Source organism: Paenibacillus tundrae (assembly GCF_036884255.1).
Lineage (GTDB): Bacteria > Bacillota > Bacilli > Paenibacillales > Paenibacillaceae > Paenibacillus.
Genome location: NZ_CP145605.1, coordinates 4320783 through 4336218, shown reverse-complemented (window position 1 = coordinate 4336218; position 15436 = coordinate 4320783). Strand labels below are relative to the sequence as shown.

Below are 15436 nucleotides of genomic sequence, written 5' to 3'. Positions count from 1 at the left end.
AATCATCCTCAGGAGGTCGTCTTTAATGAAAAATAAGAAAAAGTATATCCTGCCCCTTATCAGTATGCTGGTCATGTCCATCGTACTGTCGGCTTGCGGTGGCGGAGATGAAGCGGCATCCGGAGAGAATGGTTCCTCGGGTTCAGGTAAAGTGAAAATCAGCTTCATCCACTGGCGTGGAGAAGATGTAGAAGCGTTGAATAAGACCATCGACGCGTTTGAAAAGGAAAATCCAAACATTGAGGTGGAAATGCAGACATTACCTTCGGATCAGTATCAATCCACCGTACAATCCAAAATCAGTGATGGTTCGGTCGGGGATGTCTTTGCATCCTTCCCGGGTGCACAATTTGAAGCCTTCACCAAAGCTGGGTTGTTCACGGATCTGACGGGATCATCGTTCTTGTCTGCTTTCAATTCAAAGCTGATTGAAGCAGGACAACATGATGGCAAGCAATATGCGGTTCCGTATCAACTTGTATATAACGATCCCATCTATAATGTGAAGCTGTTTGAACAGTATGGTCTGACGCCACCGACGGATTGGGAAGGTTTCTTGGCGCTATGCCAGAAGCTGAAAGACAATGGCATCATTCCAATTGCCTTTGCCGGAGCGGATATTGGTCCAGGCCAATTCATGAACACGATGGTCATGAACAATGCGCCGAGCGACGACATTTTTACCAAAGTAGAAGCAGGCGAAGCCAAACTGACGGATGAGTTCTGGGTAAAAACGTTGACTCAGATCAAAGAGCTGAACGATAAAGGATACTTCCAGCAGGATGCACTGGGTACGAAAGACCCTGCGGCAGGTGCGTTGTTTATTCAGGAAAAAGCAGCAATGCTCGCAAGCGGATCATATCAACTTGCTCAGAACAAGCTGCAAAACCCGAATCTGGAGCAAAAATTGCTTGCACCGATTACAGTAAGTGCTGATCAGGCAAAGTATGAAGGTGTGCATACAACTACATTTATGCTTGCAGTGAATAGCAAGTCGAAGCATCCGGAAGAAGCGAAGAAGTTCATTGAGTTCTTGAGCAAACCGGAAGTAGCTAGCGAGTATGCTAATCAGACCGGACAGAATGTAACGGTTAATGATGTAAAATACGATACACCTGAGCTTCAAGTTGCCGGAGAATGGGCAAGCAAAAAGACCGTGTTCCAGCCACGGTTCACCATCCTGAATGGAGATAACCAAAAGGCTGTTACGAACTCCATCCAGGCTGTGCTAAGCGGTACTTCGCCAGAAGAAGCAGCGCAGCAGGCACAGGCGATCATTGATCAGCATATCGGGAAATAAACGATGAAAAACCGTATTCAGCTATCCCTGTTCTTGTTACCTGGGTTGCTGCTGTACGTTGGATTGTTCGTATTTCCTACATTGACGGGGCTGTTCTACTCCTTTACGGATTGGGACGGGGTATCCCCGTCGTATGCATTTGTAGGGCTGGATAATTATAAGGACAGTCTCAGCAGCATCGTATTTCGCAAAGCCTTTGGCAACAACGTAGAATTCATGTTAACGGTAGTTATCGCTCAAACGTTTATTTCACTTGTACTTGCCTTGCTCTTGGTTCGTAATACAAAGACACGTATTGTGCTTCGTGCGTTGTATTTCTTGCCTACCATACTGTCCTCTGTATCGGTCGGACTAATCTGGGCATTTATGTATGACCCATCCATTGGATTGATCAACTACGGCTTGAATGAGGCGGGTATGAGCAGTATAGCTCGTAACTGGATCGGTGATCCCAAGATTGCCATCTATTCTATCGCTGCAGTACAGGTCTGGGCCCATGCCGGACAGATGATGATTGTGTTCATCGCAGGTCTGCAAGGCATTCCAGCAGAACTGTACGAAGCGGCTCGAATGGATGGAGGCAGCAAGTGGCAGGTATTCCGTACCGTGACTTGGCCGTTGCTTGCTCCTTCAGCAACCATTGTTGTGGCATATACCACGATTCAATCGTTTAAAGCGTTTGACCTCATTTTTACAATGACGGACGGCGGTCCGAACTATGCAACCGAAATTTTGACGACATATATTTATCATACCGCCTTTGGCAGCTATTCATTTGGTCTGGCTTCTGCCGGTTCGATGATCTTCCTCGTATTGCTCGCGCTCTTGACGCTGTTGCAGTTCAAGGCACTGCGCGCTGACCGAGTAAACTATTGAGATTGAAGCAGATCTTAGGCAGAAGGGAGTTCATATGGTTTTAAAATGGTTCAATCGACTAATTCTATTGGTGTACGCGTTACTCATCATTGTGCCGCTATACTTTGTATTTGTGTCCTCGTTCAAAACAAGCAGTAATTTCTTCACCAGTCCATTCAGTTGGCCTGATCCATTTACGTGGGACAACATTATTGGTATGTTTCGTAATCAGCCTATGTGGCAATATTTTGGAAACAGCTTAGTCGTGACGCTAGGTACGGTTGCAATCGAGTTGTTACTGAGCAGTATGATTGCATACGCGATTGTGCGCTGGGGTGGAAGTGTAGGCAAAATTGTATTTGCCCTGTTCGTAGCAGGTCTGATCGTTCCTTCCCAGGTGAGTATGCTGCCGATATATTCCCTAACACGTACACTGGGATGGTCGGACAGTCTGACAGGACTTATCATTGTGTCGGCTGCCATGCTGATGCCTGTCTCGGTATTTATGTTGACAGGTTTCATGCGCATGCTTAACGCAGAGATCTTGGAAGCAGGAAGTATGGACGGAGCCAGTGAGTGGAGGTTGTACACCAAGATCGCGTTGCCACTGGCTGCACCGTCGCTTGCAGCGACAGCAACGTTCTTGCTCGTTATGGTTTGGAATGACCTGCTGATTCCAATGCTCATGCTTACAAGTAAATCCAAGCTGACGTTACCACTCGCGCTTATGCAGTTCCGCGGCGAATACGTGACCAACTATCCGATGATGCTCACGGGTGTGATGATTACAGCTATTCCGATGATTGTGCTGTTCCTTCTGCTCCAGCGTTATTTTGTTGCAGGTCTAACAGCAGGTTCACTCAAAGGGTAAGGTTCTAAGATCAGATCAACGCTTCTGCGTATTTTGCATTGATTTCTGCATCATTCTGCATAATAATGGTTTAGTATGTCAGAATGATTACATAGAGATCAAGGGAGCTATAAGTGATGAGCAAACTGGAAGTATTGCGGAATCCCAAGCAGCGCAAGCTGCTGTTCAGCGCCGGCATGAGCTGGCTGTTTGATGCGATGGAGGTCGGCATGATCTCCTTCATCGTGGCTGCACTTGCCAAGGAATGGAGCCTCAGCCCTGGACAAGTCGGCGTGTTAACAAGTATTAACTCTATCGGTATGGCGTTAGGTGCCTTGCTTGCAGGTGCACTTGCAGACCGTTTCGGACGTAAGGCTATTCTGATGTGGACGCTCTTAATCTTCACAATTGCAAGCGGTCTCTCTGCCCTGGCTACCGGATTTGCAGTCCTGTGTGCGTTGCGTCTGGTTGCAGGAATCGGACTTGGTGGAGAGCTACCCGTGGCCTCTACATTAGTATCGGAATCGATGCCTACGGCAGAACGTGGGCGTGCGGTTGTATTATTGGAGAGCTTCTGGGCAGGAGGCTGGATTGTATCGGCACTCATTGCTAACTTTGTTATCCCAGAGTACGGTTGGAGAATTGCCTTTGCCATCGGAGCACTTCCGGCGTTCTATGCATTGTATCTGCGCCGTGCCATTCAAGACCCACCACGGTATAAAAATCATACGAAGCTGCATAAAATCACGTTCCGCGAAAAAGTGGCTACAGTCTGGTCAGCACCTCATCGCCGTACAACGTTGATGCTGTGGATCTTGTGGTTTACCGTAATTTTCTCCTATTATGGCATGTTCTTGTGGTTGCCTTCGGTAGTTATGGCTAAAGGATTTACGCTTGTCAAAAGCTTCCAGTACGTGTTGATCATGACGATTGCACAGCTACCAGGATACTTTACCGCGGCTTACTTCATTGAACGTTATGGTCGCAAATTCGTACTTGTCGTGTATCTTACCTTGACCGCGATTAGTGCCATTGCGTTTGGACTAGCAACGACGGAAGCCACGATCTTGGCCGCTGGAATCTGTCTGTCATTCTTCAATTTGGGAGCTTGGGGCGGACTGTATGCTTACAGCCCGGAATTGTACCCAACTTCGGTTCGTTCAACAGGCGTTGGACTAGCTACATCGGTTGGCCGGATTGGGGGTGTCATTGCACCATTCATGGTCGGCATGCTGGTTCAACGTGCAGTTCCAATCAGCCTGATCTTCACCATTTTCTTCGTAACCATCCTCATTGGTGCAGCAGCTGTGCTGTTCTGGGGTCGGGAAACGAAAGGACAAGAGCTGGCTGAGTAATTGTAATTAAATTAAGCGCAACTTTTGTGCGGGTCTGTCTGCCTACGGAAATGTAGGTTGGGCAAGCGGTACAAGGTTGATACAAGAAGAGGTGTGACCCTGATACGACCATGGGCTCATGCCTCTTTTTGCTATGTTCAAGACTCATTTTTTCATGCTCCATCGGTCCGATAGACGCCCCTTGGGTGATATCCTATAATGACACTCGGGATGTCGAACCGTGAGAATTCAGGGGAAGAAGTGGGATCTGGATTCAGAAAAATGGAGGGTAATGACATGATAAAGCGTAATTTTGAAATGGATCATATGCGTGCAATGAATGAAAAGAATATGATGAATCAACAGCATAGTGTGAGTGAAGGTTCTATAACCGTAAGTCGTAAAGTAACCCATCAGAGAGGGAGAAAAACGAACAAACGAGCAGGAAAGGTTGGTATGCTCCTCGGTACCTGCGCAATGGCTCTTGGTCTTACAGTAGCAGCCCCTTCTGCGGGAGCGCAGAAGCTGGAACAAGGTGTTCGTAGTGAACATGTGCTGCAATTGCAGGAGCAATTAAGCAATCTGGGTTACTTTGACGCAGGAATGACGGGGTATTACGGTACCGTTACCAAGAGTGCTGTCCGCGAATTCCAACAGGCGCAAGGACTGAGCGCCGATGGTGTGGCAGGCCCGAAAACGCTGAATAGGCTGAACCATAAGGTCAAAGCCGAAGGCAACACACTACGCCAGCTCGCCAAGCTGATTCATGGGGAAGCACGAGGGGAATCTTTTGAGGGACAGGTGGCTGTCGGAGCTGTTGTGTTAAACCGGGTACACTCGGGAGAATTCCCTTCGTCGATTCCGAAGGTTATTTTCCAGAAAGGTCAGTTTACAGCAGTAGACGATGGACAGTTCAATCAGAAGCCGACGGCAACCTCGTACAAAGCAGCACGTAAGGCTTTGAACGGCGCTGACCCAACACATGGTGCGCTCTATTATTACAATCCGAAGATTGCCACCTCGCTGTGGAGTAAGAGCAGACCAACACTGTTGACCATTGGGCAGCATGATTTTACAAGGTGAGAGTGAGATAAGATGTAGACATGATCATTAAAACAACAGTGCTCAAAAACCAACAAGTTGCTAATTTGATCATCCCCCTGTCAACAGACAGATGAAAAAATGAAAAAATCTAAGCCACCAGCGCACATCGATATTTAATCGGTGCGCGCTGTTTGAGTTTGGCTCGAAAGCGTAGGTTTTTTTTCGGAATGGTGAAGTCGTTGAATGCTCACCCCCACAGCATATTCACTGATCCAATGGATTCACGTACGCAAGATTATATTAGCAGCCGTTTCGATGATTGTGCAGCAGTGTGTGGGTCTTCATAAGAGAAGTCTTTCAGATCTATTCTGAAAGACTTTTTTTACGTTTTTACTGAGGGAGACAGTGTTTACTTAATCAAGCAGGCCACGTTCTTCCAGTAGTTGGCGTGTCATCGTCCATAGTTTGTTTTGCATTCTGGCATCCCCACCAGGAGCTACCGGATCAATTGCTGCTCCGCTGCCAACATTGAAATATCCCCCCGATACCTTTCCAAATGTCGGTTCCACAGCCAAACGAGTTATGATGTCTGCCCCCCTGCGTGGGTCACCGACATGTAGAAACGTTAGAATGCGCTCAAGCCCACTCGCGAACCAAAGCTCCCGTCCAAGACCAGTGACATTGAAACCTGGATTCAAGGCATTCACACAAACCCCGGTTCCATCCCATTGTCTGGCTAGTTCACCGGTAAACATAATATTGAGCAATTTGGTTTTGCCATAGATCGGAGAGGAACCGCGTGCAGTAAAAGGAGTGGTGTCTACCAAGTCATCCGGCAGCACCAGTTGGCCGTGATTCCGTGAGGCTTCAGATGCGACGTTCACAACGCGAGCGCTACCAGACTGAATCAGGGAATTTCGCAACGTATGCGTGAGCAACCAAGGTGCCAAATAGTTCACGGCAATCATCTCGGCAAACCCATCGGAAGTAACTCTCTGTTCAAATGCATGAAGTCCGGCATTATTCAAAAGTACATCGATACGCGGATAAGCGGCTGCCATTTCAAGCCCAACACGCTTTACATCACTCAGCGAGGATAGGTCTCCGAAGTGAAATTGAATTTTGGCAGCGGACACGAGTGCCCTGATTTTGTTTCTAGTTGCCTCGGCACGCTCTTCGCTACGGGCTACGAGTACAAGCTGCGCACCGCGTTTGGCAAGTTCTATGGCAGCAAGCTGCCCTAATCCGCTTGTTGCTCCGGTGATTACGATAATAGGATGTGTTGTTTTCATAGTTAAGTCTCCTTTTGACAGGTACAAAGTCGGTAGATATAATTGATATAAATCAACTATTTATATTAATTGAATATTAATTGATATTTGTCAACTATATATTCTTAGACCTGTTTTAGTATATCAAGGGGAGGGAACAACAAAATGAGTGAGCATGTAATCAAAACAAAAGATAGAGGAACCTTGGAACTGGCGCTTGGCGAGCAGATTCATGCCTTGATTAGCGCTTCGCATGCGCTCAATGTCCGATCTGCTGAGCGTTTTGATGCAACGTTGCAGCCTGCCGCTTTTCATCTCGTACGGTGGCTGTACTCTTATGGCCCAACAAGTGCCGCAGTATTGGCAGAGGCGACTGCAATGGATCGCAGCTCGGTAAGTCGTCTAATTAAGCAGCTCGAAAAGTCGGGATATGTGAGAAAGGAGCAAGACCTCGATGATCGGCGCGGCGTACTGTTGTCACTAACGGAGCGTGGTCAACAGACGACGATGAGTGCCCTGAAGGAGAAGGAATCAACCTTTTATGAAAGTATCTCTAGTTGGGATGATGGAGAGCTGGAACGTTTCACCACTATGCTTCGACAGTTTAACGGATTGGGGGGAGAGGTTGGATATAGTGAACAGTGCAAGCACAGCGTACAAGCTATTGCTTCCGAGATCGAATCCGTAGAGCGTGAGAAGGATGATGTCCTTGGGGGCGTACAGAACTTGTCTGCTTCTGGTGAGAGGTGACCTCAACAATGCAGGAGCAAGCGGCGAAGTTTAAAACGAATTGACCTAATGATGTAATCCATCCTGCTTTAAGCAAGCATCACCAGAATCATTTTCTTATATTAAACGTGTTCATGAAAAAAAGACGTGCAAGGACGCCAATCGACAATGATTGATGGTGTCCCTGCACGTCTGTTGGATCTATAGTGATGATGAGATGCCGGTCTTGGCGAATCGGGACAGGGCAAAGCTGCTAATATCCTGATCCGTATGCCCTGTCTGGACTAAATCGGACAGAATCTGACCAACTGCGCTTGCAAATTTGAAGCCGTGACCCGAGAATCCTCCTGCAAGCCAAACATGCTCATGCATCGGATGACGATCAATAATAAAGTCCTCGTCGGGCGTCATTTCGTATTTGCATACACTGCCACGCTTCAATTGGCCTGCCGCTAGTGGCATTCGAAGCTCAAGCAGCCTTCGGAGTTCACCCTCGTCTGTTTCTTCCGCTCCGAACGGTGTCTGTTGCTCTCCTGGCATCCATGTAGGTCCCGTATCATGACGGCCGATCTTCACTCCAGCCCCGCTGATACTGGGAAATCCATAATAAATACCGGCCTGTTCGGATATGGTGAAACCAGGAAAATGTTCTTCTCCGAACAATTCTTCCGGTGCATCGAACCATCCTACCGTTTTGCGAACGGCTCGAATCGGAAGATTCACAAACGGTTTCAATGTCTGAAACCAGGCACCTGTGCTAAGTATGAGCTTACTAGCGTGATATGTATCTCCTCCAGCGGTTTTTACGGATACGGATTGAGATCCGCATTCCACATGTTCCACAAGAGTATGCGTTAGCAGGGTGGCACCTGCTTGTTCTGCGGCTTGCCGATAAGTCTGAACGCAGCGTTCACTGAACAGATAACCAGCATCCGGTTCATACATACCTTCATAATGTTCAGGTATCGTAATCCCTGACCAGCGATTCATCACTTCGTTTGCACGCAGTATTTCATACCTTACTCCGGCATCATCTGCATGAGTCAACCGGTCGCGAAACGAGTGGAATTCTGGATTAACCAGGTTGATAACCCCTGAACGAACAAGCAGATTGTTGCCCGTTGTATCCTCTAGCTCTTGCCATAAATTCTGGGCAAGAAGCGCCAACGCGATGTAATCAGGCCCTCCGCTGTAAACATGGCGAATTAATCGGGACTCTCCATGATGACTTCCTTCGGTATGTGGGGGATCAAAAGCATCAATCATCAGGGTTTTAAGCCCGCTTCGTGCCAGATAATAACCTGCACTCATCCCCATGGAGCCTGCTCCAACGATAATGACGTCATAGGATTGTGTAATAAGAGCTCCTCCTCTCGCGGATTGATCAGAATCGAATATTCTTCAGGATAATGTAGTCTTAAAACCCCATTTGGTCAAGGGGCAGGAAGACCTGGGTAAAAGTTAATCTGCCTCATCATTGGATTCATCTGTCCAATCCTGTACAATGAATAACGACAAAACAACAGCAGATTAAGGATGATCACCATGATACGAATGATTATTTCACCAGCCAAAAAGATGAAGGTTGATACCGATCTGATGGCATCAAAGCAGTTACCCCAATTTATAAACGAAACTGAGCAACTTCTGAGTTTGCTTCAGAAATTAACCTACGACGAACTTAAAGCAATGTGGAAGTGTAACGATGCCATCGCCGAGCAGAATGTGGAGCGAATTCAGAATATGAATCTGAAGACAAATCTTACGCCAGCCATCTATGCCTATGAAGGAATTCAGTATCAATATATGGCACCGGGTGTTTTTCAACAGGAGGAACTGGCATATCTGGAGCAGCATTTACGCATTTTATCCGGCTTCTACGGTATGTTACGGCCTTTGGATGGTGTCACTCCATATCGCTTGGAAATGCAGGGCAAGTTGCAAGGTCCAGGGTTTAAGTCACTCTATCAATTCTGGGGTAGCAGATTGGCAGATCAGCTTCAAGCGGAAAGTAACAGCATCCTGAATCTAGCTTCCAAAGAGTATAGCAAGAATATCACGCTTTTCCTGAGCGAGAAAACAGAGTTCATCACATGTGTATTTGGACAGATGGTCGAAGGAAAGCTTGTTGAAAAGGCAACCCGTGCCAAGATGGCCAGAGGTGAGATGGTGCGTTATATGGCGGAGCATAAGATTACAGACATAAAGGACGTTAGAGGCTTTGATCGGTTAGACTTTAATTTTTCCGAAGCGTTATCGGATGAGAGAACTTATATATTCTTACACGTAGAGAGAAATTAGACTAAAATACATGTTGGTTTCTTGTACATATGGTGAGGATTCTGTTATTACATTTGGATGAAACTAGGACAAAAAAAGATTTGAATTTGAAGATGCCATCAAACGGATGGCTCTTTTTTGTGAGAGCATTTATAAAGCCGATGTGCCTAAAGTAGTTCAATATGAATGCTCACAAGCCTTAAAATAAGTTGGATCGAATCCTATTCAATGTTCTAAAGCTACAAGAAGTGCTAGATATTGTGAAACCGAATACGTATTTACAAAGTATATATAAATACGGATATAACTTATAGTTATTAATTAGATGTACGGGGAAGTAACATATAAATGGATGTGTTTAATGAATGTAGATGAAGAGCAGATGAATTTAACTATGGGGTTACTTCGTACAGATCAGGTTTGCGCCGGATACAAAGAGAGGAGGACAAACATGCCATTTATTGGGGGAATCATTTTAATAATAATCCTAGCATTTATTCTATGGGCATTAATGATCCCGCTATTCAATAAAATAGGTAGTAGAATTCTGAAAAAGTACGATAAATTCAAACAAGAGGAGAATGCAGATGAAAAATTCAAAGACGTTTAGAGCAGGGGCCATTGCGGTTGCATTGGTTATTATTGTGGGCGTATTGCTGGTAACCTTCTTTGTCACACGAATTCCGAATGGTTATGTTGGGGTCGTGTATTCACCAAACGGCGGGGTAAAAGATAGTACACTGAGTCAAGGATGGAAACTCGTTGGAGCGTTTGATAAAGTGACGAAATATCCGATTCGAATTCAAACGGTTGAATACAGAGATATCCAGATTGCTACTTCTGACGGGAAAAACATCACAATCGATTTTGCTTACAACTACCAGGTAGAACCAAGTAAAGTATCTTCTATTTTCAACACATTTGGACCCATAAGCATTCAAGAAATTGAGGATACATATCTCAAAACACGTTTCCGTGACGCAGCCCGTAAAGGTATTTCCAAGTTTACTGTCATTGATGTGTATGGTGAAAAGTCATCCGAGGCAGGAGTGGACGTCCAACAGCGTTTTTCTGATGATGTGAAAGAACTAGGCTTTATTGTATCTAACGTTACCGTAGGTGTTCCTCAACCTGATGCTAAAACTCAGGAAGCCATTGATAAGCGTGTCGAGGCTTCGCAAGAACTGGAACGTAAGACAACTGAACTTGAGATTGCGAAGAAAGAAGCAGAGCGCAAGCGCGTAGAGGCACAAGGTAATGCAGACAAACTATTGATCGAAGCTGAAGGTCAGGCAAAAGCAAATAAAGAGCTTCAACAATCATTATCGAGTCAACTCGTTGAATACGAAACCATTAAGAAATGGGATGGAGCACTGCCATATGTAAGTGGATCAAATACGCCAATGATTCAATTACCTACATCAAAAGTCGAACAGAATAGCAACGCGGGGAATGTAGCTCCTTAATTTGTGGTTTGAAATGCTAGCGTTGCTTTTCCGCCAATTGAATATGATATCAAAAAATAAACTCCACTTGTAAAATGAAAAGCAAGTGGAGTTTGAGCTGTAAAGCCCTAACATTATAAAGCTATGCTACATAAGGTTTAGAATCAATCATTTTAACTCTTCAGTATTAAGAGGAATAATGAGCGACATGGGCTCCGCAATGGTTTCTCCAGTTTCATAGTCATAGACTTTGTTGAAAACAAGCTCAATAGACTGAAGTTCATTTGGGTCATCTGTATAAACTAGACCATAATTTTTATTATCGATAACCACTCCGTCATACTGATTATATTCTAATAAAGATCTCATAAAATTTCGATCTGAAGAGATTGGATCACCCGTGTTTGGATGAACGGAGTTCAGGCCATAAAAACCGATATTCTCTTCGGATGTATTTTCCACAGAGTAGAGGATGTCTAAATAGTTGATTTTAGTGCTGATTTCTCCTTGATTTAATATAGAAATGTTTTTCTGAGATTCTTGAGGAATATCGCTTGCTTCCATGAGTTGAGCCTTCGTAATATGTATCTTAAGAGGGCCGTGATCAAAACTTACATTCACTGGGATATTGTTCAGAGGCTTTAATTGACCTCCAAAATCAAACGTTTCTTCACTGTTGAAGTCCGTAGATAGAAAGATCTCAGAATGCTTCTCTCTAAGAAGTTTCACAGTCTGCTCCACCTGATTAGGATTTGAAAAATCGATCTCGCTACTAGGCCGAAAAGGCTTTAACCCAGATTCCAGAACTTGTTCTGAAGAAGTAAATTGGAGGTATGGTTTGTAGTTCTCCTGTTGGGCAACAGTCGTATTGCTCGAACTGCCTGATCCGCTCAAAAGTGCTAGAGCGAGTAGTAGATGGACAATGAACATAAATGCAGGACATCCTTTCTCACTAAAAATCTTCTGAAATAATATAAGGTTACAGATTGAATACAGCTAGGTGAAATTACAAAACATTATAATAAATCATAGCAAAATGAGGTATGCGTACCATGAGAAGAACGACTCAACTTCAGATAGTTTCAAACTAGCGAGTGGTAACAGCAAATGGATATAAAGAACTAGGTCTAATTGTCGGTATTCAGACTCGTACAATTCAAATTTGAATTAAATAGGGCGAGGTGGGATTCGTACTAGGGCTCCAGTATAAGTTTTTGGTGGATAAATTTAGGAGTTATGCTGGATGAAACAAGATCAAACTTCTGCTAACATGGGATAATCCTATTTTGAATGAGTTGAGAATCGTATGAGTACAATTAAAATTACCCCTGAACAGCTACATCATGTATCGACTCAGGTGGAGCAGGCGAGACAACAGTTAGAACAGATACGTGGTGAACTGACAAGGCAGATCATGTTTGTCCGGCTGATGTGGATGGGGGCAACACAAGAGCGGTTTTTCTATGAATTTGAGCGATCAGGTTCTATACTGGATAAGGCGCTAGAGAGTATGGTGAATACCTCTAAGGAGTTAAGGGATATCGCCACACGTTTCGAGGATGCAGATGCTCAGAGTGTGAGTCTGGGTGGTGCAGCTGGAGCTGTTGGCGCAGCGGCTATGATGACTAATTCAAGTGGTACTGGCTCAGGTGATAAAGGCTACCGGATGGCTCATGTTAATTTTTATGGTAGGTGGATATGGCTTCCTGTCAATGAGAATGGTGTTGCGGATCAGGCCTCTCTACAAGCTTATGAGAAGGATCAAGGACATCTGGATTTTAATAAAATGCAAGCTGTGAATGTCGAACCTCCTGGAGAGGACATATTTGCACTCCAGATTAAGGCATTTGAGCTCGGTATTGATCCATTTTCGGGTAGACCTGTTTCAGAGGATTATGCAAAATGGATGGTTATAAGTCTGAAGGCTGGACAGATTTTTATGGGATTTCAAATGATTCGTGGGAGCATACCTGGCCGCCAAGGGCCTCTCCGTTTGCCATCTTCCCATCCATCCGTAAAGAAGATGAAAGGATATATTGAGGAGGCCGAACAGGCGAAGAGAAAGAGTTCAGAAAAAGCAGGGTCGGCTAATGGCGGGAAGGGTAATTTTCCTGAATCAAACCCTGCCCTTAAAAAGGTTGATTGGAATGAATATAAGCGTGTAGACGATTATAGACCCACATTTATTGATAAATTTCAAGAAAAAGAATATAAAGCTGCATCAAAGGACTATGATAATATTAGAAGTGTGGGTATGACTGATATTGAATGGGTTGCAAAAAATACTGGTATGACAATAGAAGAAATTAAGGCTATGAAACAACACATGTTTTTTGATACACATAAAATTCCTTTAGATAGTCAAAGTTATCGAGTTGGCCACTTTACTCCTGATTTAGATGTTGGATTTATATGGAAAGAAGCACAAAAAGGTGAGTTGGATCCAAAACAAAAAAAGTGGTTTCAAGAGTTAGCTAAACATGAACTAACTGAAAGTGAAAAAATGAAACAAGGCTACCCATATAAAAATCCTGGTTCGTATCAAAAAGATAGTGATGATTTTGGATCAGATCCTCCTGGTGCACATGATGTAGCTTCCAATCAACCTTCATTTGAACTCCCTGGAGCGTATGAATATTATTCGAAAAAGGTTCTTGAGCAATAAAAATAAAGAAGATGGAGCGAAATAATTAATGGGAAATTTTAATCAGGCAGTTAAGCGTATCTCTGCAATAGATTGGAGTTGTATTGGAAACAAACAAGCAAGATCACATGTTCATTTGAGTAAAGAATACTTAAGAAGATCATCAATATTCCTCCAGTATTATCCTGGGGCGTGTAGGTATCCTTTTATTATCATTTCAAATTCGATAACTCAGACACAAGCGAATGTTGATGGTTTGAAAATATTACAGAAGATTGACAATAGTTATGTTAGAGATATTGCAAAAAGTTATTTAGAGTTAAACGCACTCATAGATGAAGGTAATCAAATTGCTATTGATAATAAAGATTTGTTTGAGCCAGCAATAAAGCTATATGAAAGAGGGGGGCATTTCTTTATAAGGTCAGGCTATTTAAATGTAGCTGGTGCTACTGATCTTCTTTCGCTTGCAAATCGAGTTGAAAGGGAGCCACTTGATATAAGCGATGAAACTTTAGATGCACTTGATAATGGAGATATTGATTAATTTTGTGACAGATCTCCATAAAAAGACCATCTGGTGCCGAATGAATCCATCATTCAACCAATAACACAATTAACGTATCCGTATAAAGATTTCGTCAACACGGGTGTAAGCACATAAGATGATTTAATTTTATAGCCGAAATAACGCTCTACCGATACATCAAGCAGGTTAATTATGGTCAGACACTACCTTAATTGACCTGTTTTTTTGGTGTCTTTGTTTCGTTTGTTGCATCAAAAGAGAGACCTGAATGACTTTCTGTTTTGGTTTTAATGGTACTGCTTAAGCAGTATCGACTTTGAACAAAGCAAAAACAAGATGCGCTTAATAAGCCAGAATATGTGATCTATTAAGGAATAGAGAGCAATGGGCGTTAGAATGGCAATGGATGAAAGAGCTTGCTGTATAGATGGGAAGTATTTTAATGTGTACAAATATAGGGAAAATATAAAGTTCTTATATGCTAATCCTTAGCTATTAATAACGGAATGACTATTGAATTTGAATTTGTTATATAAAATGGAAAAATCACATCAGTATACCGGTTTTAATTAAGAAGAATGGAGATATCGACATGATAAAATATCAATACATAACTGAATATAATGAAGATTTTAATGAAGTTATTTTGGATTTCAGTATGGATACATCTTTAAAGAATGGCTACTCGATTAGTGATTCACTGGGTTCGGATATTTTTAGCGATTTTGCTACTGTGAAGGATGAAATCGAAAAATTACTTGAGTTAATAGCAGGAAAGTCAACTTTATACGAGGGTGGGGGGAATGTGAACATAATTAGATCTGATAAAATTTTCACAACCATTGATGACATCTTTGCTGAAGATGATGAAGAGGACGGTACATGTAAACTTGAGACTTTAGAATTCACAAAAATCATACTCTTATGGGCAAAAGAGAATTTTCAGTATAAGTGCAAGCGAGGGGTAATACTAAAAGATGAAGCAGATTTAGCAATAGACTGGATCAATAAAAAATGTATCGAGGTGCATGAGTTAGAGATTAGATAGAGTCTGTGGAGTGTTGTAAAATTTCTATAACATACATAACAAAAATCCCCTTGGTCATAACCACGCTACCAACTGGTTTGACGAAGGGGATTTGCTATTCAAACTCA

14 protein-coding genes and 1 pseudogene are annotated in these 15436 nt (G+C 43.5%); 12 read left to right on the top strand and 3 right to left on the bottom strand.

Translation table 11 applies throughout. The annotated features are described in order from the left end of the window. The first annotated feature begins 25 nt into the window (after positions 1–25). From V6W81_RS19455 to V6W81_RS19435, 5 genes are all read left to right on the top strand, one after another. On the top strand, positions 26–1300 hold the full coding sequence (locus V6W81_RS19455; RefSeq protein ID WP_307212400.1) for an extracellular solute-binding protein: 1275 nt from the start codon (positions 26–28) through the stop codon (positions 1298–1300). Positions 1301–1303: 3 nt separating this feature from the next. Next, entirely contained in the window at positions 1304–2176 is an 873-nt protein-coding gene (locus V6W81_RS19450) for a carbohydrate ABC transporter permease (protein ID WP_145045400.1), read from the top strand. Between the two features lie 34 nt (positions 2177–2210). Beyond that, complete coding sequence (locus tag V6W81_RS19445) at positions 2211–3026, top strand: carbohydrate ABC transporter permease (RefSeq protein WP_145045398.1); 816 nt, start codon at positions 2211–2213, stop codon at positions 3024–3026. 116 nt (positions 3027–3142) lie between these two features. Continuing rightward, positions 3143–4360, top strand: coding sequence for an MFS transporter (locus tag V6W81_RS19440; protein WP_056696420.1), 1218 nt, complete (start codon positions 3143–3145; stop codon positions 4358–4360). A 435-nt stretch (positions 4361–4795) separates the two neighbouring features. Next, positions 4796–5422 (top strand): cell wall hydrolase, encoded by a 627-nt coding sequence (locus V6W81_RS19435; protein ID WP_145045873.1) that lies wholly within the window; start codon positions 4796–4798, stop codon positions 5420–5422. Between the two features lie 374 nt (positions 5423–5796). Here V6W81_RS19435 and V6W81_RS19430 read toward each other — a convergent pair whose 3' ends face one another. Beyond that, on the bottom strand, positions 5797–6675 hold the full coding sequence (locus V6W81_RS19430; RefSeq protein WP_338540104.1) for an SDR family NAD(P)-dependent oxidoreductase: 879 nt from the start codon (positions 6673–6675) through the stop codon (positions 5797–5799). A gap of 144 nt (positions 6676–6819) precedes the next feature. On the opposite strand from V6W81_RS19430, the pseudogene V6W81_RS19425 reads away from it, so the two are divergent. Next, positions 6820–7266, top strand: a pseudogene (locus V6W81_RS19425) (MarR family winged helix-turn-helix transcriptional regulator); the annotation flags it as partial. Positions 7267–7584: 318 nt separating this feature from the next. On the opposite strand, the gene solA reads toward V6W81_RS19425, so the two are convergent. Beyond that, positions 7585–8742, bottom strand: a complete 1158-nt coding sequence (solA, locus tag V6W81_RS19420) for an N-methyl-L-tryptophan oxidase (RefSeq protein WP_338544030.1) — start codon at positions 8740–8742, stop codon at positions 7585–7587. 186 nt (positions 8743–8928) lie between these two features. On the opposite strand from solA, the gene yaaA reads away from it, so the two are divergent. The 3 genes from yaaA (at position 8929) to V6W81_RS19405 (ending at position 11129) form a co-directional block, all read left to right on the top strand. Then, positions 8929–9684: a peroxide stress protein YaaA gene (gene yaaA / locus V6W81_RS19415; RefSeq protein ID WP_338540103.1), complete on the top strand. Its 756-nt coding sequence runs from the start codon at positions 8929–8931 to the stop codon at positions 9682–9684. Positions 9685–10024: 340 nt separating this feature from the next. Beyond that, positions 10025–10273, top strand: coding sequence for a hypothetical protein (locus V6W81_RS19410; protein WP_338540102.1), 249 nt, complete (start codon positions 10025–10027; stop codon positions 10271–10273). Then, complete coding sequence (locus V6W81_RS19405; RefSeq protein WP_338540101.1) at positions 10251–11129, top strand: prohibitin family protein; 879 nt, start codon at positions 10251–10253, stop codon at positions 11127–11129. The genes V6W81_RS19410 and V6W81_RS19405 overlap by 23 nt, the downstream gene beginning before the upstream one ends. 147 nt (positions 11130–11276) lie before the next feature. On the opposite strand, the gene V6W81_RS19400 is transcribed toward V6W81_RS19405, so the two are convergent. Then, entirely contained in the window at positions 11277–12038 is a 762-nt protein-coding gene (locus tag V6W81_RS19400; protein ID WP_338540100.1) for a hypothetical protein, read from the bottom strand. A 376-nt stretch (positions 12039–12414) separates the two neighbouring features. Between V6W81_RS19400 and V6W81_RS19395 the strand changes: the two genes are divergently transcribed. From V6W81_RS19395 to V6W81_RS19385, 3 genes are all read left to right on the top strand, one after another. Next, entirely contained in the window at positions 12415–13773 is a 1359-nt protein-coding gene (locus V6W81_RS19395) for a WXG100 family type VII secretion target (RefSeq protein WP_338540099.1), read from the top strand. A gap of 28 nt (positions 13774–13801) precedes the next feature. Then, entirely contained in the window at positions 13802–14299 is a 498-nt protein-coding gene (locus tag V6W81_RS19390; protein ID WP_338540098.1) for a hypothetical protein, read from the top strand. A gap of 574 nt (positions 14300–14873) precedes the next feature. Next, the gene (locus V6W81_RS19385) at positions 14874–15329 is read left to right on the top strand and encodes a hypothetical protein (RefSeq protein WP_338540097.1); all 456 of its coding nucleotides are present in this window, start codon (positions 14874–14876) and stop codon (positions 15327–15329) included. Positions 15330–15436: the final 107 nt, after the last annotated feature.